Genomic DNA, 26,225 nt, shown 5'->3' with positions numbered 1-26,225 from the left:
GTCGGTGACCGGCGGTTCCTGGCCTGCCGGAGCAAGCGCCTGCGAGATCGGCATGTCCGCCCTCCCCCTTATTCCGCCGCCTGGAGCGGCAGATGCGGATTGTGCTCGGTCAGCACCGTCTCGAAGCCCTCGAATTCGGGATGGCCGAGGAAGACCGGCTTCGGCCGCGCCTGGCCGGCCTTGCTGTGCGACTCGCGGAACTGCTCGGACTTGGTCCAGGCCGTGAAGTCCTCCTTCGAGGCCCAGGTCGTGTGCGAGGAATAGAGCGTATGGTCCTCCTTCTCCGGCCCCTTGAGCAGGTGGAAGGCGACGAAGCCCTTCATCTCGTCGAGCCGGGTCTTGCGCGACGACCAGATGGTCTCGAACGCCGCCTCCTCCCCCTTGATGACCTTGAAGCGGTTCATGGCGATGAACATGGGTTTTCCTCGATAGGCTGACGGAGAAAGACAAGCGGGTGGCGCGGACGCGCGGAACCGCGCCGAGCCGGCGACCGCACTTGACCCCTCTTAGTAAAACTGAATATCACCGTCAACAATGGCTCAGTAATCGTAGTTTTTAATGATTACAAAGAGAGCCTATACTTTGGAATCACTGTAAGCAGACGATGCCAACCGCGGCCCGGTGGCGTCGCGCTGCGGCACCCGACGAGACCGAGCCATGCAATACATGCCATCGCCTGCGCCCGCCCCGCTCGCCGGACTCAAGGCCAAGCGCCTCGGCCGCGAATTCGTCGCGGCCATCGGGCTGACGCTCTTCGCCGCCGCCGGTTTCGCCGGAAGCGATTCCTGGCCGGGCCGGGCCGCAGAGACGGCCTTCGGTTTCGTCGCCAGTGCCCAGGCGCAGACCCCGCAGCGCATCGTCGCCGTCGGCGGCGTCGTAACCGAAGTGCTCTATGCGCTCGGACTGCAGGACAGCATCGTCGGCGTCGACACCACCAGCCTGTGGCCGCCCGAGGCCATGAAGGAGAAGAAGAATGTCGGCTATGTCCGGGCACTCTCGGCCGAGGGCGTGCTCTCGCTGAAGCCGTCCCTGGTGATCGCGGTCGAAGGCGCCGGCCCGCCCGACGCGCTGGCGCTCGTCCGCGAGGCCGGCCTGCCAATGGCGCCGGTCCCCGAGGCGCTGACGCCCGAAGCCGTGGTCTCGAAGATCGAGATCATCGGCAAGGCGGCGGGCGCCGCGGAACCGGCGCGACAGCTCGCCGCCGGCGTCAAGGCCCGCTTCGCCGAGCTCGACAAGCTGCGCGCCGGCCTGCCGGCGAAGAAGCGCGTGCTCTTCGTGCTCTCGCTGCAGAACGGCCGCACCATGGTGGGCGGCCGCAACAGCACCGCCGACGCCATCATCGCGCTCGCCGGCGGCGTCAACGCCGCGGAGGCTGTCGAAGGCTTCAAGCCGATGACCGACGAGGCGATCATCACTGCCGCCCCGGACTATGTGCTGATGATGCGCCACAGCGCCGCTCCCTCCCAGACGCCCGAGGAGCTCTTCGCCATGCCGGCCTTCTCGCAGACCCCGGCCGCCAAGACGAAGGGCCTGATCCGCATGGACGGGCTCTATCTGCTCGGCTTCGGTCCGCGCACCCCGGATGCCGCCCGCGACCTGATGGCCGCCCTCTACCCGGAGGCCAAGATCGCCCAGCTTCCCGGAGCGAAATGACCCTCGCCGTGAAGCCAGCCACTGTGCCCGGCGCGACCGCGCTGGCGCGGCTGACAGCCAGCCGCCGGCAGCGCAACCTCGTCGCCGGCGGCATCCTGCTCGGCCTGTGCCTGCTGCTGATGCTGCTCTCGCTCGGCGCCGGGGCCTTCGCCATCGCGCCCGGGCGCGTCGCCGAGATCCTGCTGGCGCGCCTCGGCAGCGGTCCGGCCGAGTTGCTCGACAGCCGCGAGGCGCTGGTCGTGCTCAACATCCGCATGCCGCGCCTGCTGCTCGGCGCGCTGGTCGGGGCGGCCCTGGCCATTTCCGGCGCCCTGATGCAGGGCCTGTTCCGCAACCCGCTCGCCGATCCCGGGCTCGTCGGCGTCTCGGCCGGCGCCGGCCTCGCCGCCGCCGCGACGATCGTGCTCGGCGACCGGCTGCTCGCGGGCATGGGTATGGGCATGAAGCTGCCGTTCGCCGCCCTGCCCTTCGGTGCCTTCTTCGGCGGGCTGATCTCGACGCTGGCGCTCTACCTGATCGCGACACGCGAGGGACGCACCTCGGTCGCCACCATGCTGCTGGCCGGTGTCGCGCTCGGAGCGCTCGCCGGCTCGCTCACCGGGCTGCTCGCCTACATCTCGGACGACCGGCAGCTGCGGGACCTGACTTTCTGGTCGATGGGCAGCCTCGGCGGGGCGAGCTGGAGCAAGCTTTCCGTGGTCGCGCCAATCGTGCTGCCGCTGCTGATCGCAGTGCCGTTCCTGGCGCGCGGCCTCAACGCGCTGATGCTCGGCGAGGCCGAGGCCTTCCATCTCGGCATCCCCGTGCAGCGCATCAAGGCGACGGCTGTAGTGCTGGTCGCCCTCTCGGTCGGCGCCAGTGTCGCCGCGGCTGGCGTGATCGGCTTCGTCGGCATCGTCGTGCCGCATCTGATTCGTCTCCTGATCGGCCCCGATCACCGCCTGCTGCTGCCGCTTTCGGCGATCGGCGGTGCGACGCTCCTCGTCGGCGCCGACATCGTCGCGCGCCTGATCGTCGTCCCGGCCGAGCTGCCGATCGGCATCGTCACTGCCTTCATCGGCGCACCCTTCTTCCTCTGGCTGCTGCTGCGCCGCGGCCGTATCGCCGAAAGCTGAGAGGGGAAGCTCAATCATGGCCACGATCCTCGAAGCCCGGGACCTGCATTTCCGCGTTCGCGGCACCGCTTTGGTGCGCGATGCATCGCTGCAGCTCGATGCCGGCACGACCTCGATCATCGTCGGCCCCAACGGGGCCGGAAAATCGACCCTGCTCAAGCTCCTGACCGGTGAATTGACCCCGGCCCAGGGCGAGGTCCGGCTCGACAGCGCCCCGCTCGCCGGCGCGCCCGCCTGGAAACTCGCCTGCCAGCGCGCCGTGATGTCGCAGAACCAGCGGCTCGCCTTCCCGTTCAGCGTCTACGAGGTCGCAAGGCTCGGCCTCGAAGGCGTCGGCCGGTCCCAGCCCCGCGGCCGCAGCGAGCAGATCATCGCCGAGGCGCTCGAGACCGCCGGCGTGCTCGGTCTCGCCAGCCGCGAGTACCAGACGCTCTCCGGCGGCGAGCAGCAGCGCGTGCAGTTCGCAAGGGCGCTCTGCCAGCTCGAGGCCGGCCGCTCGGTCGCCGAGCGGCAGATCCTCTTCCTCGACGAACCGATCGCCAGCCTCGACCTCTGCCACCAGCTCGCCCTGCTCGATGCCGCCCGCGCCATAGCGACGCAAGGGGCGGCAGTGCTGATCGTGCTGCACGACCTCAACCTTGCAGTGACCTACGCCGACCGGCTGCTGGTGATGCATGAGGGGGCGATCGTCGCCCAGGGCGCTCCGGCCGCGATTCTCGACGATGCCCTGCTGCGCGGCGTCTTCCGCGTCGATCTCGCCTTCAGCCGTCTGCCGCCGACCGGATTGCCCTTCCTGCTGCCGCAGCAGCATCTGCGAGCGGCGAGCGGCCCGGCCTTGCGCGCCGCGGGCGCCTGATACCCGCAAGAAAGCGTTGGTCGGCCGCTCCAGCGGGTCTATAGCCAAGCCCTCCCGCCGCTTTGCGACCGTGCCATGACCGAACAGATCGACCGCCTGTCCTTCCCGAAGGATCGCATCCGCGTCCTGCTGCTGGAAGGCATCAACGATTCCGCCGTCGCGATCCTGCAGAACGCCGGCTACACCAATCTGACTCGGCTGCCCAAGGCGCTCGACGAGGCCCAGCTCGTCGAGGCGATCGCCAAGACGCATGTCCTCGGCATCCGCTCGCGCACCCAGCTCACCGGCACGGTGCTGGCGGCGGCGCAGCGGCTCTTCGCGGTCGGCTGCTTCTCGGTCGGCACCAATCAGGTCGATCTCGACGCGGCGCGGCTGCGCGGCATCCCGGTCTTCAACGCGCCCTTCTCGAACACCCGCAGCGTCGCCGAACTGACCATCGGCGAGATCGTCATGCTGCTGCGCCGGATTCCCGACCGTTCGCGCTCTGCCCATCAGGGCGGCTGGGACAAGTCGGCCAACGGCTCCTTCGAGGTCCGCGGCAAGACGCTCGGCATCGTCGGCTACGGCAATATCGGCAGCCAGCTCTCGAACATCGCCGAGGCGATGGGCATGCGGGTGATCTATTACGATCACACCGACCGGCTGCGCCACGGCAACACCGAGCCGGTCGACAGCCTCGCCGCGCTGCTCGCGGGCAGCGACATCGTCTCGCTGCACGTGCCGGAGACGCCGGCCACCCATGGCATGATCGGCAAGGCCGAGATCGCCCTGATGAAGCAGGGCGCCTATCTCATCAACAATTCGCGCGGCACGGTCGTCGATCTCGAGGCGCTCGCCGAGGCCCTGAAGAGCGGCCACCTCGCGGGCGCTGCCGTCGACGTCTTCCCGAAGGAGCCGGCCTCCAACAACGACCGCTTCATCACCCCGCTCCAGGGCCTGCCCAACGTCATCCTGACCCCGCATATCGGCGGCTCGACCGAGGAGGCGCAGGAGCGCATCGGCGCCGAGGTGGCGCGCAAGCTCGTCGACTACTCCGATGTCGGCTCGACCGTCGGTGCCGTCAATTTCCCGCAGGTCCAACTGCCGGCACGGCCGGCGGGCACGCGCTTCATCCAGGTCCAGCGCAATGCGCCGGGCATGCTGCGGCGCCTCAACGACGTCTTCGCCAGCCGCAACATCAACATCGCCGCCCAGAACTTCCAGACCGATGGCGAGATCGGCTATGTCGTGATGGAGGCCGACCCGGTCGGCGAGGTCGCGCGCGAGATCATCGAGGAAATCCGCAGCCTCGACGGCACGATCCGCGCCCGCCTGCTCTACGAGCGCGGCTGAGCGCAGGCCGCTCAGCCGGCCTGCAGTTTCAATCCGACGATCCCGGCGAGCACGAGCGCGATCCAGAACAGCCGCCCCGCACTTGCCGGCTCGCCGAAGATCAGGATGCCGACGGCGACCGAGCCGGCGGCGCCGATCCCCGTCCAGACCGCATAGGCGGTCCCGAGCGGCAGCACTTCGAGCGCCTTGATCAGCAGGGCGACGAAGACGATGAGCAGCGCGACCGAGACCAGCGCCCAGGGCAGATCGCGAAAGCCGTCCGCCTTCTTCATGCTGAAGGCCCAGGCAACGTCGACGATGCCCGACGCGATCAGCGCAAACCAGGCCCATCCGGTCGTCATGACACCCTCGCGACGCTGGTCCCTGGTTGCAGCAACGTAGCCGCAAAGCTGTCCGCAATCTGGCTCAGCAGGGCATGCGCCCGGTCACGCGCCGCCGCAATCGCCGGCTCCGGCCCGATTGTCGGTCCCTGCCCGACCACCTCGATCTCGCCGAGCCCGATGAAGCGCAGCGCTGCCTGAAGATAGGGCGTCACCAGATCCGGCCGCCCCCAGCTCGGCCCGGCACTATAGTCGCCGGCGCTGGCAACGATCGCCAAGGTCGGGCGTGACCGCAGCAGCGGCGAATAGCCCGTCGCCGGGTCGAAGCGAAAGGCGAGTCCCGGCTGCGTCACCAGGTCGATCCAGTGCTTGAGCTTGTATGGAATGCCGAAGTTCCACATCGGCGTCGCGATCAGCACGAGATCGGCGTCGGCGAGCCGGGTGACCATCGCCTCGATGGTCTTCCAGGCTTCCGCCTCACGTGGCACCAGCACTCGACCGGCGAGCCGAGTATATTTCGCCGCTAGCGCTGCCCCATCGAACTCGGGCAACGCCTCGCGCCAAAGATCGAGCTCATCGATCTCGAATTCCCCCACCCGTTCGCGCAGGCTGGCGAGAAAGACGGCCGCGGCCGCACGCGAGGCGGAATCGCCCTGGCGCGGCGAGGCCTGAACCAGAAGCAGTCTCGGCATGGTCGGCTCCGTTGCGGGCGTCCCGGAATGACGCGTCGCAATCGAGATGCATCGCAACTGCGCGAATAAAAATGCTTGCGATGCGATTACGATTCGCATGAATGCGAAGCATGCTGACCCATGACGACCTTGCCCTGGTCCTCGCAATCGCCCGTACCGGGCGCATGAAGCCGGCAGCCGAGGCGCTGCAGGCGCATCCGGCGACGGTCTATCGCCGGCTGGAGGCGCTCGAGCACCGGCTCGGCGGCAAGCTTTTCGAGAGGATCGACGGCCGCCAGGCGCCGACCGGGCTCGCCGAGGAGATCGTCGGCGAGGCCAAGGCGATCGCGGAGCGGCTCGACGCTCTCAATCGTGCCGTCGCCGGGCGCGATGCCCGCCTCACCGGGCCTCTTATCGTGACGACGACCGACACATTGCAGGCCCTGGTGATGCCGATCGCCGCCGCTTTCGGCCGCCTGCACCCAAGGCTGGAGCTGCGGCTCGATGTGTCCAGCGCCATGGCGGACATGCGGCGCAACGAGGCCGAGATCGCTATCCGGCCCACCCGCACCCCGCCCGAGACTCTGATCGGCAGCAGGCTCGGCGGCTTCGACTATGCCATCTATGCAGGCGGGGCAGCCGCGGGACAGGCGAGCCTCGCCACGCTCGTCGCCGCCAATGGCTGGATCGGCCTCTCCGGCGAGATCGCCCAGACCCCGGCGGCGCGCTGGCTCGACGTGCATGTCCCGCAGGCGGCGCGCATCGCCTCGGTCAATCTGATGCTCGGTGCCGCGCTCGCGGCGCGGTCAGGGGCCTATGCGCTGCTGCCAACCTATCTCGGCGATGATCCGCTCTTCGGACTTGCACGGATGAGCCCGCCAGTGCCGGAGCTGCGTTCGCAAATCTGGCTGCTGACCCACCCGGATCTGCGCTACGCCGCCAAGGTCAGGGCCTTCATGGCCTTCGCCGGCAAGGCACTGCGTCGGGCCCTGCGGGAAGACCCGTCCCGCGATGAGCCTTAGGCGACGCCGAGATTCAGCAAATCGTGCACATGCACGAGGCCGACAGGGCGCTCGTCCGCATCCGCCACGATCAGCGCTGTCACCCGCATCCGGTTGACCATTTCCAGCGCCTCGGCCGCCAGTGCGTCCGGCGCGATCCGGCGCGGGTTCGCCGTCATCACATCGCGCGCCAGCCGCCCGCCCCAGCCCGCGCCAAGCTTGCGGCGCAGGTCACCGTCGGTGACGATCCCGGCGAGCTTGCCGTCGGGGTCGATGACGATGGCGCAGCCAAAGCTCTTGGCGGAGATCATCTCGACCACATCGGCCATCGCCGCCGTCGCGCCGACGATCGGCAGGCGCTCGCCCCGATGCATGATGCTGGCGACGGTCTTGAGCTGCGCGCCGAGCTTGCCACCGGGGTGGTAGACATAGAAGTCCTGGCGCGAGAAGCCGCGCGCCTCGAGCAGCGCGACCGCGAGCGCGTCGCCGAGCGCCATCTGCATGGTCGTCGAGGTCGTCGGCGCAAGCCCGTTCGGACAGGCCTCCTCCGCCTTGGGCAGGACGAGCGCGACATCGGCCTCGCGCCCGAGCGCGCTGTCGGCATTGGCGGTGATCGCGATCAGCCCGACCCGGAAGCGGCGCGTATAGGCGACGATCGCCGAGAGCTCGGCCGCCTCGCCGGACCAGGACAGCGCGACGACGACGTCCTCGGGCTGGACCATGCCGAGATCGCCATGGCTGGCCTCGGCCGGATGGACGAAATGCGAGGGCGTCCCGGTCGAGGCCAGCGTCGCGGCGATCTTGCGCCCGACATGGCCGGACTTGCCCATGCCGGTGACCACGACGCGGCCGGCAGCGGCGCGGATCATCTCGACGGCAGCGGCGAAGGGCGCAGAAAGCCCGTTGCCGATGGCGGAATGGAGCGCATCGAGGCCGGCGCGTTCGGTGGCGATGGTGCGGAGGGCGGAAGCGCTGATGGTCGCGGTCATGCGGCGGGCTCTACCACGACGAGCCGTCGGCTGGCCACCACCCCGCCCGCGTTGACGGGCCATTAACCCTCTTCGTTCTAACTCCGTTAACCATGCGCGCCATCCCGGTGCGCCTCGTCCTGTTTATGCCGGAGCCTCGGCCTGCCCGTGACCCGTTTCGCCAAGATCTGCTGGCTTGCCGGCGTCGCGAGCTGTTGCGGCGTCGCCGGGCTGCTGGCCTGGCCGCGGCACGGCCTGGCGCAGGCGCTGGACGAGCCGGCGCCGCGGGCGCGTTCATCCGGCCTGCGCACCGGCACGCCGCAATATGTCGCGCAGCAACGCGCGCCGGAAAACGCCGAGATCGGTGCTGGCCCGGTCTCTGCCGCGCCCGAAGCGATCAGCGATCCCGCCGCACTGGTCCAGCGCCAGCAAGGCACGATCTCGCAGCGCCAACCGCCGCGCGCGGCCCGGCCGGTCCAGTCGCCGGCCCTACGCGGCGTCACCCAGCGCCAGTTCCGCGCGCCGCAGCCCGTCGTCACCGGACTGCCGCCGGTGCCGGCCGCCGCGCCTCCTCCGCCGCGCCGCCGGGGCCCGGAGGAAGACCCCTATGCACCGCTCGGCATACGGCTCGGCGCCGTCACCTTGCGCCCCGCCATCTCCGAATCGATCGGCTACGACACCAATCCCTCGCGCGTCCCAGGCCCGAGCAAGGGCTCGGCCTTCAGCCGCACCGAGGGCGAGCTCGGCATCCAGTCAAACTGGAACGTGCACGAGCTGGCCGGTTCGCTGCGCGGCGGCTACAGCCACTATTTCCGCGACGACAGCGCCTCGCGCCCGGATGCCCAGGGCAACATGTCGCTGCGCCTCGACGCGACGCGCGACACCCGCATCCTGCTCGAATCCCGCCTGGTGCTCGATACCCAGCGCCCGGGCTCGCCAGATCTCACCGCCGCCGTGAAGGGCCGGCCGATCACCTGGGCCTATGGCGGCTCTGCCGGCGTCACCCACGACATCAACCGGCTGCAGCTCACCTTGCGCGGCTCGATCGACCGCCAGGACTACGAGAATGCCGAGCTCACCAACGGCCGCACACTCAGCCAGGCCGATCGCAACCAGACGCAGTACAGTCTGCGGCTGCGCGCCGCCTATGAGGTGACGCCGGGCTTCCGACCCTTCCTCCAGGCCGAGGTCGACACCAGGCAATTCGACGAGAAGGTCGATTCGAGCGGCTATATGCGCTCCTCCGACGGCTATACCGCCCGGCTCGGCTCGACCTTCGAGATCAGCCGCATGCTCACCGGCGAAATCTCGGCCGGCTATCAGGATCGCAAATACGAGGATGCGCGCCTCAAGAACCTGCGCGGCATGGTCGGCGACGCCGCGATCCTATGGACGCCGACGCCGTTGACCACCGTGACCTTGCGCGGCACTGCCGAGCTCGGCGACACCACCATCGCCGGCTCGAGCGGCACCACGGCACGGCGCGTCAGTCTGGAAATAGCGCATGCGCTGCGGCGCAACCTCACCGTCACCGGCTTCACCACTTTCCAGCGCACCGATTATGAGGGGCAGGGCCTGCGCGAGGACCTCTCCACCATCGGCGCGCGGCTCGACTACAGGCTGACCCGCACCTTCTCGGTCCGCGCCAGCTTCACCCATGAGCGTCTGAACTCGACCCAGCCGGGCTCGGACTACACCGCCAATGTCTCGCTGGTCGGCCTCAGGATGCAGTTCTGACAGCGCGTCATTCCCGGGCTAAGCGCAGCGCAAACCCGGGAATCTCAGGCCTTTTAGAACGAGACCGTCCTGCAAGAGATGCTCGGGCCAAGCCCGAGCATGACGGCCGAACTTGGCACTACCGCTTCAGCAGACGCCCGATCTCCTCCCGCAGTTGCGGGCCGAGATCGCCGCGGTCCAGTGCATAGGCGAGGTTGGCGGCAAGGAAGCCGATCTTCGAGCCGGTATCGTAGATGTCGCCATCGAAGCGCACTGCGAAGAATTTCTCGCGCTCGGCCAAAGCGATCATCGAATCGGTCAGCTGGATCTCGCCGCCGGCGCCCTTCTCCTGCCTGGCGAGCAGGTCGAAGATCGTCGGCTGCAGGATGTAGCGCCCGGTGATGTGCAGGTTCGACGGCGCCGTGCCCTTGGGCGGCTTCTCGACCATGCCGGTAATCTGCGAGACCTTGGCCTTGGCGTCGTGCACGCCGACAATGCCGTATTGATGGGTCTGGTCCTCCGGCACCGGCGCGACCGCGATATGGTTGCCGCCATGCTCGGCATGGGCCTCGATCATCTCGGCGAGGCAACCCTTGCCGCGGGTATGGTGCAGCATGTCGGGCAGGAGCAGCGCGAAGGGCTCGTCGCCGATAATGTCGCGGGCGCACCAGACGGCGTGGCCGAGGCCGAGCGGGCCCTGCTGGCGCGTGAAGCTCGCCGCGCCGGCCGCCGGCAGATCCTGCTTCAGCGCCTCGAGCTCCTTGAGTTTGCCGCGCTTGGCGAGCGTGTCGTCGAGCTCGTAGGCCATGTCGAAATGGTCCTCGATCACGCCCTTGTTGCGACCAGTGACGAAGACGAAATGCTCGATGCCCGCCGCGCGCGCCTCGTCGACCACATGCTGGACGACCGGACGGTCGACAATGGTCAGCATCTCCTTCGGGATCGCCTTGGTGGCGGGGAGGAAACGCGTGCCCAGCCCTGCGACCGGAAACACCGCCTTGCGGATCTTCTTGCTCATGCGCATCCATCTCGCGCGCCAGGGAGCGCGCGCCTGCTAGATCGGAGGGCTTTGGGAAACCGGCTTCGCCCCATTCAACGCCGGCTTCGGAAGGCTGTCGTCCAATTCTGGCAAAAAGACGGGCCGCCCCCGAACGATCAATACCAATAGCGCCTTGCCGGAACGTCAATATCCTCGCACGAAGAACGTCGACAGGCCGTCGCCGGATCGTCGCTTTTGCGCGCTCTCTTGCCAGTGATTCGCCCCTCTCGTGCCGATGACGGCGGATGGGCTAGTCCGGGCGCACGCAATCGCGTTCTATGCTGCCGGTATGACAAGGAGACGATGATGGCGATTCTGGTTTCGGGCGGTGCCGGCTATATCGGCAGCCATATGGTGCTGGAGCTGCTCGACCGCGGCGAGAAGGTCGTGGTCCTCGACGATCTCTCCACCGGTTTCTGGTGGGCGGTGCCGCCGGAAGCGATTTTCGTCAAGGGCGACATGGGCGATCAGGCGCTGGTCGAGCGCACCATCGCCGAACACGGCATCACCGAGATCGCCCATTTCGCCGCCAGGATCGTCGTGCCCGATTCGGTCTCCGACCCGCTCGGCTACTACCTTAACAACACCGTGAAGACCCGGACCCTGCTGGAGAGCGCGGTGCGGGCCGGCGTCAGGCACGTGATCTTCTCCTCGACTGCCGCCGTCTATGGCGAGCCGCCGGTCTCGCCGGTGCCGGAGGAGATCGCGCTTAACCCGATCAACCCCTATGGCCGCTCCAAGCTGATGAGCGAATGGATGCTCGCTGACACCGCCAGAGCCCATGGCCTGAGCTATGTCGCCCTGCGCTATTTCAACGTCGCCGGCGCCGATCCGCGCGGCCGCGCCGGCCAGTCCTCGGCCGGTGCCACCCATCTGATCAAGGTCGCGAGCCAGGCCGCGCTCGGCCAGCGCGCCGGGCTCGAAATCTTCGGCACCGACTACCCGACGCCGGACGGCACCTGCGTGCGCGACTACATCCACGTCACCGACCTCGCCCGCGCTCATCTGGCGGCGCTCGACCACTTGCGCGCCGGCGGTGACAGCCTGACGCTGAACTGCGGCTATGGCCGCGGCTATTCGGTGAAGCAGGTGGTCGAGGTGGTGAAAAAGGTCTCGGGCGTCGACTTCCCGGTCAAGCTCTCGCCGCGCCGCGCCGGCGACCCGGCCTCGCTGGTCGCCGGGGCTGATCGGATCCGCAGCGAGCTCGGCTGGCAGCCGCAGCACGATGATCTCGAGGAGATCGTCACCCAGGCGCTCGCCTGGGAGGAGAGCCTGCGCAAGCGCAATGCGAGCTGACGCCCGGGATTTTCCGCGGCCTTAACCTATGGTTAACCTCGTTCAGGCGCTGTGTCGGGAAAGCCCGTCCAGCGACCGTGCCAGGGAACCGACATGCGCCGCCTTTCCGCCTTCGCCATCGCAGCCATGCTCGGCCTCGGCCCCGCCCTCGCGCAGACGACGGGGTCGATCAACCCGGCCCGCGCCCAGGCTCCGAAGCCGGCGCCACGGCCGGCGGCGAACGCCGGCTTCGACGGCTTCCTGAAGACCCTCTGGCCGCTGGCGCAGGCCCGCGGCATCTCGCGAAAGACCTTCGACATCGCCTTCCAGGGCGTCGTGCCCGACCCTTCCATCATCGCCCTGACCCGCAAGCAGTCGGAATTCGTCGCGCCGATCTGGAGCTATCTCAACAGCGCCGTCGGCGGCGCCCGGATCTCGCGCGGCCGCGAAATGCTCGCCGCCCATGCCGGCGTGCTGGCCCAGGCCGAGTCCCGCTATGGCGTGCCCAAGGAGATCATCCTCGGCATCTGGGGGATGGAGACCAATTACGGCTCGTTCAAGGGCGACAAGGACGTCATCCGCTCGCTCGCGACCCTCGCCAACATCCGCTATCGCGGCGACTTCTTCCGCGACGAGCTGCTCACCGCGCTGGAGCTGATCGAGAAGGGCTATGCCGAGCGTGGCGAATTGCGCGGCTCCTGGGCCGGCGCCATGGGCCACACCCAGTTCATGCCATCGAGCTACATGAAATATGCCGTCGACCAGACCGGTGACGGCCATGCCGACATCTGGACCTCGACCAGCGATGCCATCGCCTCGACCGCCAACTACCTGAAGAGCTTCGGCTGGGTGCCCGGCCTGCCCTGGGGCATCGAGGTCGTGGTGCCCGAGGGCTTCGACCACAATCTCTACCGCGCCAGCTTCTCGAGCTTCCGCTCGGCCGGCCTGCGCCGCGCCGATGGCGGTTCGCTGCCGTCTTCGGGCGAGGCAAGGCTGTTCTATCCGGCGGGGCATACCGGCCCGGCCCTGCTGCTGACGGCGAATTTCGACGTCATCAAGAAGTACAATTCCTCCGACGCATATGCGCTCGCCGTCGGCCATCTCGGCGACCGAATCGCCGGTCGCCCGGCGCTGCAGGGCGAATGGCCGGTCAAGGCGCCGCGGCTCGACAAGAACGGCGTGACCGACGTCCAGCGCCGGCTGAAGAGCCTCGGCCTCTATTCACATGACGCCGATGGCCGGATCGGCACTGGCACCCGCGACGCCGTACGCCAGTACCAGCAGCGCGCCGGCATGCTCGCCGATGGCTGGCCGACGCCGGCGCTGCTCGCCCGGATGAAGGCCGCGCGCTGACTTCCGACCCGGCTTCTGCTATGGGAAAGGGTGGTCGGACTGACCGACGCCGGGTAGCCGAGCGATGCGTCTACGCTCCTTCGCCGTGATCCTCGCGGCCTCCGCGCTCCTGCTGCTCACCGGCGGCCCCTCGACCTTCGCCCAGGGCGAACCCCAGCGCCGCAGCCTTTTCAACCTGTTCTGGCAGGTGCCTGAGCGACCCGTGGTCCAGCCGCGGCAGCGTATCCGGCCGGCGCCGCAGCAGACCCGGCGCCGGCCGCCCCAGATGGTCCGCGACGATCCCGTCATCCCCAAGGTGGACGTCAACCACCATGTCCTCGTCGTCGGCGACACGCTCGGCGACCAGATCGCGATCGGCCTGGCCGATAGCCTGAACGACCGCGCCGACGTCGCCGTGCAGCGCAAGGCCAAGGCCGATAGCGGCCTGGTGCGCACCGATTTCTACGACTGGCCGAAGGCGGTGGTGGAGCTGCTCGCCGCCGACCCCAAGATCATGGTCGGCGTGATCTCGCTCGGCCCCAACGATCGCCAGGCGATCCGCGAGGGCGAGGTCACGCATGAGCCGCTGAGCGAGCGTTGGCTGCAGATCTACCGCTCCCGCGTCGAGGCGGTTACGGCAGCCTTCGCGGCAAGGCGGGTGCCGCTGATCTGGGCCGGTGCCCCGCCAATGCAGAATACCCGGCTCTCGACCGATCTCACCGTGCTGAACGACGTCTTCCGCAAGGGCGTCGAGGCCTCAGGCGGGCAATTCGTCGATCTCTGGACCCCCTATCTCGACGCCGAAAACCGCTACAGCGCGATGGGGCCCGACGTCGACGGCCAGACCACCAGGCTGCGCCTCGGCGACGGCGTCCACTTCACCAAGGCCGGCGCCCGCAAGGCCGCCCATTTCGTCGACGTCCTCATTCGGCGCATCCTCGACCGCACGCCCAGCGAGAACGTCATCGCCCTGCCTGCTGATCCCGGCGCAGCCGATCCATCGGCGCCGGAGCCACAGCCGGGCGCCATCGAGCGGCTGATCGACCGCATGGTCAGCGGCCGGACGGATGACCTCACCTTCGTCCCTGTCATCCCCGTCAGGCCGCTCGCGGGCCCGATCCTGCCGTTGACCGGGGCCGCGCCGGCGGCCGGCGAGACCGCACTCCTGGCCTCGATCCAGGACGCGCGCGGCCGCGGCGACACCGCGACCCAGCTCGACCGCATTTTCGGCGACGGCGTCGCGCCCGAGCCGAAACCGGGTCGGGCCGATGATTTCCGCTGGCCGAGGCCGAACTGAGCCGCCCTCTGGGGCTTCAGCCGAGCTGGAAACGCTCGAACCGCTCCATCTCCGCGTCGACGCGCTGGCGCAGCTCCGCCGATGGCATCGGCTCGAGCCAGGTCCATTGCTGGATCAAGAGCTTGCGCCCGGCCCGGTCAGCCTTGAGGTCGGCGACGGCCACGACCCGGTCCCCCACCAGCACCGGCAGGCCGAAATAGCCGAAAACGCGCTTCTCCTTCGGCAGATAGGCCTCGAACAGGTGGTCGTAGCCGAAGAACAGCTTCAGCCGCTTGCGCTGGATGATCAGCGGATCAAAAGGCGACAGGATGTGGACGAGTTCGTCGCCCGCAGGCGCGCCCGGCTTCAAAGCATCCGGCGTCGCCCAATGCGGCGACGTCGAAGCCCCCTCGATCGTGACCTCGACCAATTGCTTGCGCTTCACCCTGGCGGCGATGAGTTCGGCCACGGCCTTCTTGCTGGGCGCGTCGAGATGGCAGATCGAATCGAGGCTGACGACGCCCTGCGCGCGCAGGGCCCGATCGAGCTTGTAGGCAACGACCTGCCGTTCCGAGGCCGGCGTCGGCCGCTTGTCCCAGCCGAAATGCCGGTCCACCAACTCATAGGTCTTGAGCATGCCGGCACGGGCCGAGATGACGAGCTCTCCGTCGTAGAAGGCCCGCTCCAGCAGGCCCTTCGAGGGCTTCTTGCTCGCCCAGAGATGCGTCTTCTCGACGAGGACGTCGGTGTCGATGTCGCGGATGGTGAGCGCACCCTCCTTGCGGATGCGGGCGAGCAGCTTGCGGGCTTCCTCACTTCCGCCGACCGAGGACCAGCGCTTCGGTTCGGCCCTGTGCGCCTTCATCGCCGGCAGGAAATAGCGGATATCGGCGGCCGGTACATAGGACAGCGCATGGGTCCAGTACTCGAACACCGATCTGTCCTGCGACTGCGCCTGCACGAGGTCGGCCCGGCGATAGTCCGGAATCCGGCTGTAGAGGATGTGGTGATGGCAGCGCTCGATCACGTTGATCGTGTCGATCTGGACATAGCCGAGATGCGCGACTGTGGCCTCCGTCGCCGCAGGACCGGCACCGAAGGGCTCTGCCCTGTCGAGGCGCTGGGCCCTGAGCCAGATGCTGCGGGCCTCAGCCTTGCTGAGTTCTGGGATTTTTCGTGGTCGAGTCGCCATTCGACGCAAGCTAGCGAGGCTGTCCAGGAAGGTTAAGGCGGCCGGTGCGCCGCTCCTGACAGTCCATGTCGGCGGCGAGCCGCGTCAGGGCGCCAGCGCCGCGGCGAGCGTCTCGAGCGTCAGCTCGGCCAGGGCGCTCTGCACCTTGTAGGCCCTGGTCTTCTCGCCGGGATTCATCACGAGGATCACCGTCTCCGTCCCCGGGCAGGCCGGATCGGCGCAGAGGATCTCGTTGACGGCGATCACCGCATTCTCCGGCAGGGCGAGCAGCGCGCGCACCTGTCGCTTCACTTCGGCCGCGGCGTCTGTGCCGCCAGCCTCGCGCTTGCCTCTGCAGAACAGGCCGAAGCGCATCGCGCTCAGCCCGGCAGGGTCAGGACGCCGGCAGCCCCGTCCTCGGCGCCGAAGGCGAGCCGCTTGCCGAGCTTGTCCCAGGCAAAGGCGGTGATGCCGCTGCCGCGCTGGGCCGCGCGAACCAGCAGCTCCGAACCGTCGACCAAGCGGATCATCAGGATGCAGCCATCGTCATAACCGACGGCGAGCACCAGCGCCTTCGGATGGAAGGCGACCCGGGTCACCTTGGCATGGCGGGCCCCGCATTCGCGCGGCGCCTTGCCGGTCGGCCCTTCGCCCTGGAAGGGCCAGACGATCGCGGCATCCGCCCCGCTAGAGGCGAGCCAGAGCCCGTCATGCGACCAGGACAGCGATCGCGGTTTGGCCGGGTAACCGGTCATCCGCATATGGGTCGGCTTGTCGCCGAGCCGCCAGCCATGCAGGGCATTCTCCTGCATCGAGGTGACGACGAAGCGCCCGTCCGGCGACCAGGTGACGTCGAGATGCGAGCCCTTCCATTCCAGGAATTCCGGCTTCGCCTCGGTGTTCGGATACCAGAGCGACACCCCGTTCATCTGGGCGATGGCGAGCCGGTAGCCCTTCGGCGCGAAGACCACGCCTTGCGGCGTCGAGGCGACGTCGAGCGACTTGACCTTGCCCTTGTCGTCGCGGGCATGGACCGAGCGGCCGACATTCCAGGCGATGCTGCCGGAGCTCGACAACGTCACCGCGTCGACCCAGCGCCGCTTCGGATCGGCGGCGAGTTCCGTCGGCTCGCCTTCGGCTGATGTCGCGACCACGCGGCCATCGTCACCGCCGCTGATCAGGCGCTCTGCGTCCGAGCAGGCGCTGAGGATGCCGCCGCGATGCGCCGTGACACTCTCGACCGCGCCGTCGCGCCAACGCAGCACGCGCCCGTCAGAGAGCGCCAGAGCCAGGGTCTGCTTCAGCCAGGCGACGGCGACGACATGCTCGCCGGCTTCGACGGGAACGACATGCTCGCGCAGCGAGACGGGTTTGCTGATGGTGTCCATGCAGTGGCTTTAGCAAAGAAGAGAATAGTGCGCGACGCCGTCATTCCGGGGCGCCGCGAAGCGGCGAGCCCGGAACCCAGAACCAATCGCGGTTTCCGCAAAGGTTCGGCGTCCGCGAGCATCGCCGGATATGGCATCGGCTCTGGGTTCCGGGCTCAGGCCTGCGGCCTGCCCTGGAATGACGGAGGTGTTCAGGCCGCGCAGGCCAGAAATCCCTCGCGCAGCGCCTTCTCGTCGAGATCGCGACCGATGAAGACCAGCCGCGACTGCCGAGCCTCGCCCTCCTTCCAGTCGCGCTGCAGGTCACCGTCGAGGATCATGTGCACGCCCTGGAAGACGAAGCGCCGCGGCTCGCCCTTGAAGGCGAGGATGCCCTTGGAGCGCAGGATGTTCGGCCCCTGCGCCTGGCTGAGATCGTTGATCCACGGCATGAACTTGTCGGGGTCGACATCGCCGGGAATGGTGAAGGACATGGAGCGGACGTCGTCCGCATGATGGTGATGGTGTCCCGCCTCGAGGAAGTCCGGCTCGATGTCGAGAATGCGATCGAGATCGAAGGCGTTGCGGTCGAGCAGGTTTTCGATCGGCAGTTCGCAGCGCGTGGTCTTGTGCAGCTTGGCATAGGGGTTGATCGCGCGGATCGCGCTCTCGACATCGGCCAGTTCCGCCTCGGTGACGAGATCGGTCTTGTTGAGAATGATGACGTCGGCGAAGGCGATCTGGTTCTTCGCCTCCGGCGCATCCTTGAGCCGGTCCTTCAGCCACTTGGCATCGGTCACGGTCACGACCGCGTCGAGCTTGGTGGCGTCGCCAACATCCTGGTCGACGAAGAAGGTCTGGGCGACCGGGGCGGGATCGGCGAGGCCGGTGGTCTCGACGATGATCGCGTCGAACTTGCCCTTCCGCTTCATCAAGCCGTCGAGGATGCGGATCAGGTCGCCGCGCACCGTGCAGCAGATGCAGCCATTGTTCATCTCGAACACTTCCTCGTCGGCGCCGACGACGAGGTCGCCATCGATGCCGGCCTCGCCGAACTCGTTGACGATCACAGCGAACTTCTTGCCGTGGTCCTCGGTGAGGATGCGGTTAAGGAGCGTGGTCTTGCCAGCGCCGAGATAGCCGGTGAGCACCGTGACGGGAATCTTTTCGGACATGGGTCGATCCTGATTCTTTGACAGGCGGGCAAGCACCCGACTTCGGTCTTCATCCTCGGCCCTCATCCTGAGGAGCGAGCAAGGCCCGCCTCTCGAAGGATGCTTCCAGCATACTCGGGATCATCCTTCGAGACACCGCTCGCGCGGCTCCTCAGGATGAGGGCTGGAGGTGAGGGCCGACGACTAGGCCGGGCCGGCGGCGAGCGCCTTTTCGATCACGCTTATATTGTGTTTCATCATCGCGATGTAAGTCCCGGCGGGACCATCGCTGCCCGAGAGCGCGTCCGAATAGAGCCGCCCGCCGATCCTGGCGCCGCTTTCGCGCGCGATCTGCTCGGCGAGGCGCGGATTGCTGATGTTTTCGAGGAACACCGCCGGCACTTTCTGCGCCTTCACCTGCCGGATGATCCGCCCGACATCGCGGGCGGAGGCCTCAGCTTCGGTCGAGACGCCCTGTGGCGCGACGAAGGCGATGCCGTAGGCCTTCGCGAAATAGGCGAAGGCGTCATGTGAGGTGATCGCCCTGCGCCGGTCGGCCGGAATCCGGGCGACGGCGGCCTTGATCTCGCCTTCCAGCGTATCGAGCTTCGCCAGATACGCCGTGGCGTTGGCCTCGTAAGTCGCTTTGCCGGCCGGATCGGCCGCTACCAGCGCATCGCGGACATTTCCGACATAGAGCCTTGCATTGGCGATGCTCTGCCAGGCATGCGGATCCTCGCCGCCATGGGCGTGACCATGGCCGTGGTCGTCGGCCATCTTGAGCGGTTCGATGCCGGTCGTCGCCGTCGCGACCGTCGCCTTGGTGCCGGATGAGCGCACCAGCCGCGTCAGCCAGCCCTCGAACTTCAGCCCGTTGACGACGATGAGCTTCGCCGCCGCCACCGTCTTGGCGTCGGCCGGGCTCGGCGAATAGACATGGGCGTCGCCATCGGGCCCGACGAGCAGCGTCACCGCGACCCGCTCGCCGCCGACCTCTCGCACGAAATCACCGAGGATCGAGAAGCTCGCGACGACCGGCAGTTTCTCCTGGGCGAGCGCCGGAAGCGGCAGGGCAATGCCGGCGGCTAGGCCAAGAAGGACGGAGCGGCGGTTCAGCATGGTGGTTCTCGCGCTATATGAAACAGTATAACATAACTAGCGCTGGAGATGGGCCCGAGGCAAGAGCCGTCGCATGAGACCGCCCTGCGAGCCGAACAGCAGCGAACCGAGATAGAGCGCTCCGGCCGCGAGAATGACCGCCGGTCCCGCCGGCAGATTGCTGCCAGCGGCATAGGACGCCACCAGCCCGGCATAGCCGGAGAAAATGCCGAAACCGCAGGCGGTGAGGATCAGCCGGGTGATGTCGGCCGTCCAGAACCGCGCCGCGGCCGCCGGCAGCATCATCAGCCCGACCGCGAGCAAGGTGCCGAGCGCGTGGAAGCCCGCGACGAGGTTGAGCACGACGAGGCCGAGGAACGTGAGATGCACGAAGCCGCCCGAGCGGCTGACCGAGCGCAGGAAGCCGGGATCGACGCATTCCATCACCAGCGGCCTATAGACCAGCGCCAAGGTCGCGAGCGTGATACTGGCGACCGAGGCGAGGAGCAGCAGCACCTCATCGTCGAGCGCCAGCACATTGCCGAACAGGACATGGAAGAGATCGACGGCCGAGCCGCGCAGCGAGACCAGCGTGACGCCGAGCGCCAGCGAGATCAGGTAGAAGGCGGCGAGCGAGGCATCTTCCTTCAGCACCGTCAGGCGCGCCACGGCACCGGCGGCGAGCGCCACCGCAAACCCGGCCGCGAGCCCGCCCAGCGTCATCGCCGGCAGCGAGAAGCCGGCGACGAGATAGCCGAGCGCCGCGCCCGGCAGGATCGCATGGGCCATGGCGTCGCCGGTCAGGCTCATTCGGCGTAGCATCAGGAAGACGCCGACCGGCGCCCCCGAAAGCGAGAGCGCGACAATGCCGACCAGCGCCCGGCGCATGAAGTCGAACTCGGCGAAGGGGCCGATCAGGAGGTCGTAGAGCACGTGCGTGGCTTCTCTCAGCCTAGGGCAAATTCGGCCCTCTTCCTGAGGAGCGATCCAAAGGATCGCATCTCGAAGGATGCTTCAGCGCGCGCTGGAGCATCCTTCGAGACACCGCTGTCGCGGCTCCTCAGGATGAGGAACTGTGGTTGTCTATTCCGGCATCAGGCGGCGTCACGCCGCGCAGGCCGGCGCGTGGCTGTCGAAGGCCTCGACCATATGGCGGGCCTTGAGCAGGTTGCCGGCGGTCAGGACCTCGCCGGTCTCGCCCCAGGCGACCGTCTCGCGCGCCAGCAGCAGCGTCTGCGGGAAGGCGCGCTTCACCGTCTCGATGTCGTGGAGAACGGCGATGACGGTGCGCTTCTCGCCATGCCAGCGCTGCACCAGCGCCAGCAGATCGGCGGTGGTGCGGGCATCGATCGCGGTGAAGGGCTCGTCGAGCAGGATCAGATCGGCATCCTGCAGCAGGAGCCGCGCGAACAGGGCGCGCTGCATCTGACCGCCCGACAAGGTGCCGATGCTCCGGCGCTCGAAGCCGGTGAGACCGACGGCCGCGATTGCCGCCTCGATGCGGCTGCGCTGGCCGAGCCCGATGCGGCCAAAGATGCCGGCGCTGGTCCACAGCCCCATGGCGACGAGATCATAGACATGGATCGGGAAGGACCGGTCGAGCTCGGCCGATTGCGGCAGATAGGCGAGGCGCTGGCCCTTCTGCAGCGCGATCGCGCCGCCGAGCGGCGAGAGCGCCCCGGCAATGCCCTTGAGCAGGGTCGACTTGCCGGCGCCGTTGGGGCCGACGATCGCCGTCAGGCTGCCCTGCGCGATCTCGCCCGAGACGTGATGGACGGCCGGGTGCCGGTCGTAGCCGAGCGTCAGATCGGTGAGACGGATGGCGGGCATGACAGCGTTACTCTTCACGCGATGACGGCGAGCGTCGCCGCCCAGAGCACCATGATCGCAGCGAACGCCAGACCGAGCCGGGCCGCCGCCGACAGGCGCAGCAGCGACCAGCCGGGACTTTCCGAGACAGGGTGGTGATGGGAATGCGCGCGGGCCATGAGGAATGATATAATGTTACGCCAGACTGATGGCAAGCACGCCGAAGGCCGGCCCCCAACTCATCGACAGGACCTCAGGCGACGGGTTCGGCGGGCTCGCGCTCCGGCTCCACGGCCATCGCGACCGACGGTGCCAGCCAGGCCGCGACCGCGGTCCGTCCCGTCGGGGTCAGCGCATAGAGGCCGCGCTCCGCCCGCTCGAACCAGCCATAGACGTTCCGGTGCAGGATCTTCTGCGCATCGGGACAGGATGGCTTGAGGTCGCGCGGCCGGCGCGGCTCTTCCGTCATCGCCGCGGCGCAGGCGAGCGCCTGCTGGCGATAGGCGGTCATGATCGGCGTTCGGGTGCTGCCGCCGGCAGCGGGGTCGCCCTGGCGGCGCCGGTGCTCGTCGACCAGCCGCGAGCGCCGGCGCGCATCCTTGCGCGGCGTCGGCGCGACCGGGGAGACCAGCACCGCGACCTCGCCCATCTTGCCGACCCCGAGCAGGCCGAAGCCGAGACGCCGGCAAAGATTGCGATAACGGGGGTCGCTCTCGCGCCCCTTGCCCCGGGCCGAGAGCGGCGCCGCGAGCCAGATCTCGTCGCCGGCGCTCATCCGGTCGACACCCTGCAGGATCAGTTCGAGATTGAAGCTGAGCTTCAGCTCGCCGATCACCACCACCGGCGGATCCTCGCCATGGAGCGCGACGAGGTCGCAATTGCCGACCTCGCCCTTCACGCTGTAGCCGAGCCCTTCGAGGAAGCGCTTGACCGGGAGATAGAGCGACGTTTCCACCAGAGCACCTTCCGCCCGACCGATGGGCCGATATGCCCTGAAAGTGGTTTCCGGGAGGCAAACGCCTCCGGCATCAGCCCGGCGGATACTGCTACGGTCTGGTCTCGGTCAGCATCTTACACTCCTTGCCCTTGTACGGGAGTCGGCTCGTTGACGGGAGCGAACCAGGCCCGCTCCCGCCAGCCTCGCAGGGTTCAGCGCGAAACGGTCTTGCCAGACGCGACGTCCAGCACCGTGCCGTTGTCGAGATCGATGCGGTAGATTTCGCGGGTGACGTTGCCCGAGAAGCCCAGCTCGACGATCGAGACCGTCTTGAAACTGGCAGGCATGCCTTCCGGCAGGATCTGGTTGAACTGCCCGGCGAGCTTGGTCATCGCCGCCTCCAGCTCGGGGGTGTAGGTTTTGGTGCTGTAGACCAGCGTGTTGTGCGGATTGTGGGAGCGCAGCTCCTTGCCGTCCTTCACCACATTGACGCCGCTGACGCCGAGCGTCTTGACGAGGTCCTTGCCGGCATCGCCCATCTTCGCGAAGACCGGACCGGTGACGCGCGGCAGCGGCCCGTCGCGCAGCGGCGCCAGGGCGGCGGTCGCCTGGGTGTTATAGGCCATCATCGCCTCGAAGCCGGGGCCTTCCTTGACGACGCCCAGATCGAGCCACCAGGGCTGCCCGGCGCCCTTGGCCGCTTCGGTCATGTAGAAGCGCTGCAGCGTCGCATTGATCGGCGCCGGCGGTTTGGGCAGCGCCTTCAGCATCTTCGCGGGCGTCGTCGGGTCGGCATTGTGAATATGGACGACGGTGATGTGCGGGATGTTCGAGCGCAGCGCTTCCGTATCCAGCCCGAGCACCAGGAGCTGCTCCTTCAGCGGCCCGGCAATGGTGGCGTTCAGCTTCTCGTTGATCTCCGCCGGCAAGGTGTAGACCAGGCCGAAAGTGCGCTCATGCGGCCGGAACTGCGCACTATCCAACGCGCTGTTGTCGATGCTCCCCTGGGCGGCGGCGAGCTGCGGAACGCAGGCGGCAAGCGTGATGGCGGCAGCGCGGATCAAGATGCTCTGGAACACGAGGAACCTCACCTGTCGGGATTGCCGGCCCGTGCGGCAGCGAGCGCTGCGCGGGCCTCGGGCACAGCGGCACGGTTGCGCGCCGGCGGCCTCCCCGGAGGGCCTCGTGCAACGGGGCCATGATGACGCCCCGTATTCCCTTACGTCAATCTATCCGTCCGGGGCCCGTCAGCCCGGCAGGTACTGGTAGAGCCAGGTCTCGGTCAGCACCTTGTCGCCGCCGCGCAGGAAGCAGCGCATCTCGACCGGATCGGTCCCTTCGACGGTCAGGTCGAACTGGGCGCGCCAATGGCCGGGCACGTCGTTCGGCACCGCCTCGGCGAAGATGTAGGAGAAGCTGCCGCGCGAGCTCGAGAGCACGACCTCCGGCTTGACGCCGAAGGGGATCGTCTCCAGCGCCGCGCCCTTGAACTCGACCATGAACTTGCGCACGCCCTTCGGCCTCGTCGTGCCGGGCTGGCCGCCATTGCCCATCCTGGTCGCGACGACGCGGCCGAGCGGCGAGGGGAAGGGCTCGTCGGCGAGCCAGTGCAGGCGGTAGTGGAAGCTGTAGGCATTGCCGGCCTTGGCCGGCGCCTGCGGCACCCACATCACCACGATGTTGTCGTGGATCTCGTCATCGGTCGGGATCTCGATCAGCTGCACCGAGCCCTTGCCCCAGTTGCCGATGGTCTCGATCCAGAGGCTCGGCCGGCGCTCGTAGAACACGCCGTCCATGTAATGGCCGAACTCGCGGTCGCGCTGCATCAGCCCGAAGCCGCGCGGGTTCTCGTCGACGAAGGCCGAAGCGATCGTCCGCGACGGGTTGTTGAGCGGCCGCCAGGCGCGCTCGCCGCTACCGGTCCACAGAGCGAGCCCGTCGGAATCATGCACTTCCGGCCGCCAGTCGACGGCCGTCGCCTTGGCCTTCTCCGAATACCAGTACATCGAGGTCAGCGGCGCGATGCCGAGACGCTCGACATCCTTGCGCAGGTGCAGCTCCTTCTCGATCTCCATCACCACGCCCTTGCCGCGATGCATGCGGAAGCGGAAGGCGCCGGCGACGCTGGGGCCGGAAAGCAGGGCGTAGACGACGACCTGTTCGGCGGCGGCGGCAGGTGTCTCCAACCAGATATGGGTGAAGTCCGGGAACTCCTCCGCCTTGCCGCCAACGGCGGGGTCGATGGCGAGACCGCGCGCCGACAGCCCGTACTGGTAGAGCTCGCCGATGGCGCGGAAATAGGAAGCGCCGAGGAAGGCGACCCAGTCGTTCTTCTGCCAGTCGAGCTTCTCGCCCTTGCGGCCGGGATGGCCCGAGCGGCTCTCCTGGAAGCGGAAGCCGGCGAAGCCGGCGCCCGGCGGCAGCTGCTTGGCCGGAGAATCCGCCGGCATCTCGAAATAGCTCTCGTCATAGACGATCTCGCGCGCCTTGCCGTCGTCGAGGACGTGCATGCGGACCGGCTTCTGGAAATAGCGCCCGAGATGGAAGAAGGTCACCGGCCAGGGCGAGGGCCCGTTCGCCCAGAGCGCCAGCTCCGGCTTGAACCTGATCTTGCCGTGCGCGTCGTAGTCGATCTTCTCGAGCACATCGGGCTTGGGGTTGGGCGGCGCCTGATAGGGCTTTCCGGCGAGATCCCGGGCGCGCGCCTTCAGCCCCTCGAAGCTGAACGCCTCGGCCTGGCCGAGCTTCAGCCCCTGCTGCGCCAGCGCCTTGGGCGCGAAGCCGAGCGCTGCCAGCGCGGCCGTTCCAGCCGCCCCCGACAGGAGCAGGCGACGGTCGATCGAAGGCGGGTTCGGCTTCTGCGAAGGCATCGGGTAAGCGCTCCGTGGCGGCGGGGGACGGATGTGCAGATGGTGTTCCCCGGCTAGCCTGTCCAGCCGGTCAGGGCAATCTCCGCCTCATTCTGTCCGGAGCAGGGCGAAAATCGCGCCGCAAGCGGGCATTCCACCGCCTTAGCCCTTTGGCCCGGCTTCCCTTTTCGGGGGCGAGCGTCCTACAACAGCCGTAGCCCGGCTCGCAGAAGCATGGGAAGCATTTCGGGAGGAACCATGAAGACGCTGTTCAGCGGCCGCAGCCTGGCCGGTATAGCCACCGCTTTCGCCATTGCCGTCGCACCGGGAGCCGCCCGCGCGCAGGAATTCATCAACGTGCTGACCGGCGGCACCTCCGGCGTCTACTATCCGCTCGGCGTCGCGCTTTCGAAAATCTATGGCGAAAAGGTGCCGAATGTGCGCCCGACCGTGCAGGCGACCAAGGCCTCCGTCGAGAACCTGCAACTGCTCCAGCAGGGCAAGGGCGAGATCGCCTTCACTCTCGGCGATTCCCTCGACGCCGCCTGGAAGGGCGACGAGGAGGCCGGCTTCAAGGCGCCGCTGAAGAAGCTGCGCGGCATCACCGCGATCTATCCGAACTACATCCAGATCGTCGCCTCGAAGGATAGCGGCATCAAGACGCTCGCCGATCTCAAGGGCAAGCGCCTCTCGGTCGGCGCCCCGAAGTCCGGCACCGAGCTCAATGCCCGCGCCATCCTCGCCGCGGCCGGCCTGTCCTACAAGGACCTCGGCAAGGTCGAGTACCTGCCCTTCGCCGAATCCGTCGAGCTGATGAAGAACCGCCAGCTTGACGCCACGCTGCAATCGGCCGGCCTCGGCGTCGCCTCGTTGCGCGACCTCGCCACCTCGGTCGAGATCACCGTGGTCGAGGTTCCGGCCGCCGTGGTCGACAAGGCCGGCCCGCCCTTCGTCAAGGTCGCGATCCCCGCCAACACCTATACCGGCCAGACCGCCGCCGTCCCGGCCGCCGCCGTGGTGAACTACCTCGCGACCCATGAAGGCATGAAGGAGGAGACGGTCTATCAGATGACCAAGGCCGTCTTCGAGAACCTGCCCGATCTCGCCGCCGCCCACGCCGCCGCGCGCTCGATCAAGCTCGAAAATGCGCTCGACGGCATGCCGCTGCCGCTGCATCCGGGCGCCGCGCGCTACTTCAAGGAAAAGGGCCTGAAGGCCGGCTCTTGAGCCAATCCGATCGCGACGCGCAGGCGAGGCCGGCATCCGGCCTCGCCTTTTTTTGACGA

At 68.0% G+C, this 26,225-nt stretch carries 26 protein-coding genes; 10 read left to right on the top strand and 16 right to left on the bottom strand.

The genetic code is table 11. From position 1 onward, the window contains the following. Positions 1–68 precede the first annotated feature (68 nt). Entirely contained in the window at positions 69–416 is a 348-nt protein-coding gene (locus tag DK26_RS26265; protein ID WP_066479209.1) for an antibiotic biosynthesis monooxygenase, read from the bottom strand. 241 nt (positions 417–657) lie between these two features. Here DK26_RS26265 and DK26_RS26260 point away from each other — a divergent pair, with 241 nt between their 5' ends. The 4 genes from DK26_RS26260 (at position 658) to serA (ending at position 4,956) form a co-directional block, all read left to right on the top strand. Continuing rightward, positions 658–1,653 carry an ABC transporter substrate-binding protein gene (locus DK26_RS26260; RefSeq protein WP_248310111.1) on the top strand — a complete coding sequence of 332 codons (996 nt, stop codon included), beginning with the start codon at positions 658–660 and terminating at the stop codon, positions 1,651–1,653. Beyond that, positions 1,650–2,768: an iron ABC transporter permease gene (locus DK26_RS26255; protein WP_083533618.1), complete on the top strand. Its 1,119-nt coding sequence runs from the start codon at positions 1,650–1,652 to the stop codon at positions 2,766–2,768. The genes DK26_RS26260 and DK26_RS26255 overlap by 4 nt, the downstream gene beginning before the upstream one ends. Before the next feature lie 16 nt (positions 2,769–2,784). Next, positions 2,785–3,624 (top strand): heme ABC transporter ATP-binding protein, encoded by an 840-nt coding sequence (locus DK26_RS26250; protein ID WP_066479208.1) that lies wholly within the window; start codon positions 2,785–2,787, stop codon positions 3,622–3,624. Positions 3,625–3,699: 75 nt separating this feature from the next. Beyond that, positions 3,700–4,956: a phosphoglycerate dehydrogenase gene (gene serA, locus DK26_RS26245; protein ID WP_066479205.1), complete on the top strand. Its 1,257-nt coding sequence runs from the start codon at positions 3,700–3,702 to the stop codon at positions 4,954–4,956. Positions 4,957–4,967: 11 nt separating this feature from the next. Here serA and DK26_RS26240 read toward each other — a convergent pair whose 3' ends face one another. Both DK26_RS26240 and DK26_RS26235 read right to left on the bottom strand, forming a co-directional pair. Next, complete coding sequence (locus DK26_RS26240) at positions 4,968–5,297, bottom strand: multidrug efflux SMR transporter (protein WP_066479203.1); 330 nt, start codon at positions 5,295–5,297, stop codon at positions 4,968–4,970. Further along, a complete protein-coding gene (locus DK26_RS26235) occupies positions 5,294–5,968 on the bottom strand; it encodes an NAD(P)H-dependent oxidoreductase (RefSeq protein WP_066479201.1) in 675 nt (224 codons plus the stop codon). The genes DK26_RS26240 and DK26_RS26235 overlap by 4 nt, the downstream gene beginning before the upstream one ends. A 110-nt stretch (positions 5,969–6,078) precedes the next feature. On the opposite strand from DK26_RS26235, the gene DK26_RS26230 reads away from it, so the two are divergent. After that, complete coding sequence (locus tag DK26_RS26230; RefSeq protein ID WP_066479199.1) at positions 6,079–6,969, top strand: LysR family transcriptional regulator; 891 nt, start codon at positions 6,079–6,081, stop codon at positions 6,967–6,969. Here DK26_RS26230 and DK26_RS26225 read toward each other — a convergent pair. Beyond that, the gene (locus tag DK26_RS26225; RefSeq protein WP_066479196.1) at positions 6,966–7,937 is read right to left on the bottom strand and encodes a KpsF/GutQ family sugar-phosphate isomerase; all 972 of its coding nucleotides are present in this window, start codon (positions 7,935–7,937) and stop codon (positions 6,966–6,968) included. The two genes, DK26_RS26230 and DK26_RS26225, sit on opposite strands and share 4 nt — an antisense overlap. 147 nt (positions 7,938–8,084) lie before the next feature. Here DK26_RS26225 and DK26_RS26220 point away from each other — a divergent pair, with 147 nt between their 5' ends. Next, positions 8,085–9,653, top strand: a complete 1,569-nt coding sequence (locus DK26_RS26220) for an outer membrane beta-barrel protein (protein ID WP_066479194.1) — start codon at positions 8,085–8,087, stop codon at positions 9,651–9,653. 118 nt (positions 9,654–9,771) lie between these two features. Here DK26_RS26220 and DK26_RS26215 read toward each other — a convergent pair whose 3' ends face one another. Continuing rightward, positions 9,772–10,650, bottom strand: coding sequence for a UTP--glucose-1-phosphate uridylyltransferase (locus DK26_RS26215; protein WP_066479193.1), 879 nt, complete (start codon positions 10,648–10,650; stop codon positions 9,772–9,774). Between the two features lie 327 nt (positions 10,651–10,977). On the opposite strand from DK26_RS26215, the gene galE reads away from it, so the two are divergent. The 3 genes from galE to DK26_RS26200 all read left to right on the top strand — a co-directional run bounded on the left by galE (position 10,978) and on the right by DK26_RS26200 (position 14,575). Continuing rightward, entirely contained in the window at positions 10,978–11,967 is a 990-nt protein-coding gene (gene galE / locus DK26_RS26210; protein ID WP_066479192.1) for a UDP-glucose 4-epimerase GalE, read from the top strand. A 93-nt stretch (positions 11,968–12,060) separates the two neighbouring features. Then, entirely contained in the window at positions 12,061–13,299 is a 1,239-nt protein-coding gene (locus DK26_RS26205) for a lytic murein transglycosylase (RefSeq protein WP_083533615.1), read from the top strand. Between the two features lie 64 nt (positions 13,300–13,363). Then, positions 13,364–14,575 (top strand): SGNH family hydrolase, encoded by a 1,212-nt coding sequence (locus DK26_RS26200; RefSeq protein WP_066479191.1) that lies wholly within the window; start codon positions 13,364–13,366, stop codon positions 14,573–14,575. Between the two features lie 16 nt (positions 14,576–14,591). Here DK26_RS26200 and DK26_RS26195 read toward each other — a convergent pair whose 3' ends face one another. From DK26_RS26195 to DK26_RS26150, 11 genes are all read right to left on the bottom strand, one after another. Continuing rightward, positions 14,592–15,746: a winged helix DNA-binding domain-containing protein gene (locus tag DK26_RS26195; RefSeq protein ID WP_066479190.1), complete on the bottom strand. Its 1,155-nt coding sequence runs from the start codon at positions 15,744–15,746 to the stop codon at positions 14,592–14,594. 84 nt (positions 15,747–15,830) lie between these two features. Continuing rightward, complete coding sequence (locus DK26_RS26190) at positions 15,831–16,100, bottom strand: hypothetical protein (protein ID WP_066479189.1); 270 nt, start codon at positions 16,098–16,100, stop codon at positions 15,831–15,833. A 5-nt stretch (positions 16,101–16,105) separates the two neighbouring features. Further along, complete coding sequence (locus DK26_RS26185) at positions 16,106–17,113, bottom strand: hypothetical protein (protein ID WP_066479186.1); 1,008 nt, start codon at positions 17,111–17,113, stop codon at positions 16,106–16,108. 191 nt (positions 17,114–17,304) lie between these two features. Then, a complete protein-coding gene (locus DK26_RS26180) occupies positions 17,305–18,267 on the bottom strand; it encodes a GTP-binding protein (RefSeq protein ID WP_066479185.1) in 963 nt (320 codons plus the stop codon). A 183-nt stretch (positions 18,268–18,450) separates the two neighbouring features. Further along, positions 18,451–19,365: a metal ABC transporter substrate-binding protein gene (locus tag DK26_RS26175; protein WP_066479184.1), complete on the bottom strand. Its 915-nt coding sequence runs from the start codon at positions 19,363–19,365 to the stop codon at positions 18,451–18,453. A 36-nt stretch (positions 19,366–19,401) separates the two neighbouring features. Continuing rightward, positions 19,402–20,232, bottom strand: a complete 831-nt coding sequence (locus DK26_RS26170; protein WP_066479604.1) for a metal ABC transporter permease — start codon at positions 20,230–20,232, stop codon at positions 19,402–19,404. A gap of 216 nt (positions 20,233–20,448) precedes the next feature. After that, positions 20,449–21,174 carry a zinc ABC transporter ATP-binding protein AztA gene (gene aztA, locus DK26_RS26165; protein ID WP_066479181.1) on the bottom strand — a complete coding sequence of 242 codons (726 nt, stop codon included), beginning with the start codon at positions 21,172–21,174 and terminating at the stop codon, positions 20,449–20,451. A 14-nt stretch (positions 21,175–21,188) separates the two neighbouring features. Further along, entirely contained in the window at positions 21,189–21,332 is a 144-nt protein-coding gene (locus DK26_RS29200) for a hypothetical protein (RefSeq protein ID WP_157089857.1), read from the bottom strand. Between the two features lie 74 nt (positions 21,333–21,406). Beyond that, positions 21,407–22,108 (bottom strand): DUF2161 family putative PD-(D/E)XK-type phosphodiesterase, encoded by a 702-nt coding sequence (locus DK26_RS26160; RefSeq protein WP_066479178.1) that lies wholly within the window; start codon positions 22,106–22,108, stop codon positions 21,407–21,409. Between the two features lie 194 nt (positions 22,109–22,302). Further along, positions 22,303–23,169 carry a hypothetical protein gene (locus DK26_RS26155; protein ID WP_066479177.1) on the bottom strand — a complete coding sequence of 289 codons (867 nt, stop codon included), beginning with the start codon at positions 23,167–23,169 and terminating at the stop codon, positions 22,303–22,305. A gap of 168 nt (positions 23,170–23,337) precedes the next feature. Beyond that, positions 23,338–24,960 (bottom strand): glucan biosynthesis protein D, encoded by a 1,623-nt coding sequence (locus DK26_RS26150; protein ID WP_066479175.1) that lies wholly within the window; start codon positions 24,958–24,960, stop codon positions 23,338–23,340. 237 nt (positions 24,961–25,197) lie between these two features. On the opposite strand from DK26_RS26150, the gene DK26_RS26145 reads away from it, so the two are divergent. After that, entirely contained in the window at positions 25,198–26,166 is a 969-nt protein-coding gene (locus tag DK26_RS26145) for a TAXI family TRAP transporter solute-binding subunit (RefSeq protein WP_066479172.1), read from the top strand. The last annotated feature ends 59 nt before the right edge of the window (positions 26,167–26,225 follow it).

It is taken from the genome of Allobosea sp. WAO, assembly GCF_001509835.1.
Lineage (GTDB): Bacteria > Pseudomonadota > Alphaproteobacteria > Rhizobiales > Beijerinckiaceae > Allobosea.
Note: the sequence above shows the minus strand (reverse complement) of the source record. Positions and strands in the feature narration are given on the sequence as shown.

Bases quoted from the DNA above. Each gene is read 5' to 3' on its own strand.
- DK26_RS26215 (WP_066479193.1), bottom strand. From the start codon at position 10,650: ATGAGCAAGAAGATCCGCAAGGCGGTGTTTCCGGTCGCAGGGCTGGGC.
- DK26_RS26195 (WP_066479190.1), bottom strand. From the start codon at position 15,746: ATGGCGACTCGACCACGAAAAATCCCAGAACTCAGCAAGGCTGAGGCC.
- DK26_RS26200 (WP_066479191.1), top strand. From the start codon at position 13,364: ATGCGTCTACGCTCCTTCGCCGTGATCCTCGCGGCCTCCGCGCTCCTG.
- DK26_RS26190 (WP_066479189.1), bottom strand. From the start codon at position 16,100: ATGCGCTTCGGCCTGTTCTGCAGAGGCAAGCGCGAGGCTGGCGGCACA.
- DK26_RS26145 (WP_066479172.1), top strand. From the start codon at position 25,198: ATGAAGACGCTGTTCAGCGGCCGCAGCCTGGCCGGTATAGCCACCGCT.
- DK26_RS26175 (WP_066479184.1), bottom strand. From the start codon at position 19,365: ATGCTGAACCGCCGCTCCGTCCTTCTTGGCCTAGCCGCCGGCATTGCC.
- DK26_RS29200 (WP_157089857.1), bottom strand. From the start codon at position 21,332: ATGGCCCGCGCGCATTCCCATCACCACCCTGTCTCGGAAAGTCCCGGC.
- DK26_RS26180 (WP_066479185.1), bottom strand. From the start codon at position 18,267: ATGTCCGAAAAGATTCCCGTCACGGTGCTCACCGGCTATCTCGGCGCT.
- DK26_RS26265 (WP_066479209.1), bottom strand. From the start codon at position 416: ATGTTCATCGCCATGAACCGCTTCAAGGTCATCAAGGGGGAGGAGGCG.
- DK26_RS26250 (WP_066479208.1), top strand. From the start codon at position 2,785: ATGGCCACGATCCTCGAAGCCCGGGACCTGCATTTCCGCGTTCGCGGC.
- DK26_RS26185 (WP_066479186.1), bottom strand. From the start codon at position 17,113: ATGGACACCATCAGCAAACCCGTCTCGCTGCGCGAGCATGTCGTTCCC.
- DK26_RS26260 (WP_248310111.1), top strand. From the start codon at position 658: ATGCAATACATGCCATCGCCTGCGCCCGCCCCGCTCGCCGGACTCAAG.
- DK26_RS26150 (WP_066479175.1), bottom strand. From the start codon at position 24,960: ATGCCTTCGCAGAAGCCGAACCCGCCTTCGATCGACCGTCGCCTGCTC.
- serA (WP_066479205.1), top strand. From the start codon at position 3,700: ATGACCGAACAGATCGACCGCCTGTCCTTCCCGAAGGATCGCATCCGC.
- DK26_RS26170 (WP_066479604.1), bottom strand. From the start codon at position 20,232: ATGCGCCGGGCGCTGGTCGGCATTGTCGCGCTCTCGCTTTCGGGGGCG.
- DK26_RS26205 (WP_083533615.1), top strand. From the start codon at position 12,061: ATGCGCCGCCTTTCCGCCTTCGCCATCGCAGCCATGCTCGGCCTCGGC.
- DK26_RS26255 (WP_083533618.1), top strand. From the start codon at position 1,650: ATGACCCTCGCCGTGAAGCCAGCCACTGTGCCCGGCGCGACCGCGCTG.
- galE (WP_066479192.1), top strand. From the start codon at position 10,978: ATGGCGATTCTGGTTTCGGGCGGTGCCGGCTATATCGGCAGCCATATG.
- DK26_RS26235 (WP_066479201.1), bottom strand. From the start codon at position 5,968: ATGCCGAGACTGCTTCTGGTTCAGGCCTCGCCGCGCCAGGGCGATTCC.
- DK26_RS26225 (WP_066479196.1), bottom strand. From the start codon at position 7,937: ATGACCGCGACCATCAGCGCTTCCGCCCTCCGCACCATCGCCACCGAA.
- DK26_RS26230 (WP_066479199.1), top strand. From the start codon at position 6,079: ATGCTGACCCATGACGACCTTGCCCTGGTCCTCGCAATCGCCCGTACC.
- DK26_RS26240 (WP_066479203.1), bottom strand. From the start codon at position 5,297: ATGACGACCGGATGGGCCTGGTTTGCGCTGATCGCGTCGGGCATCGTC.
- aztA (WP_066479181.1), bottom strand. From the start codon at position 21,174: ATGCCCGCCATCCGTCTCACCGATCTGACGCTCGGCTACGACCGGCAC.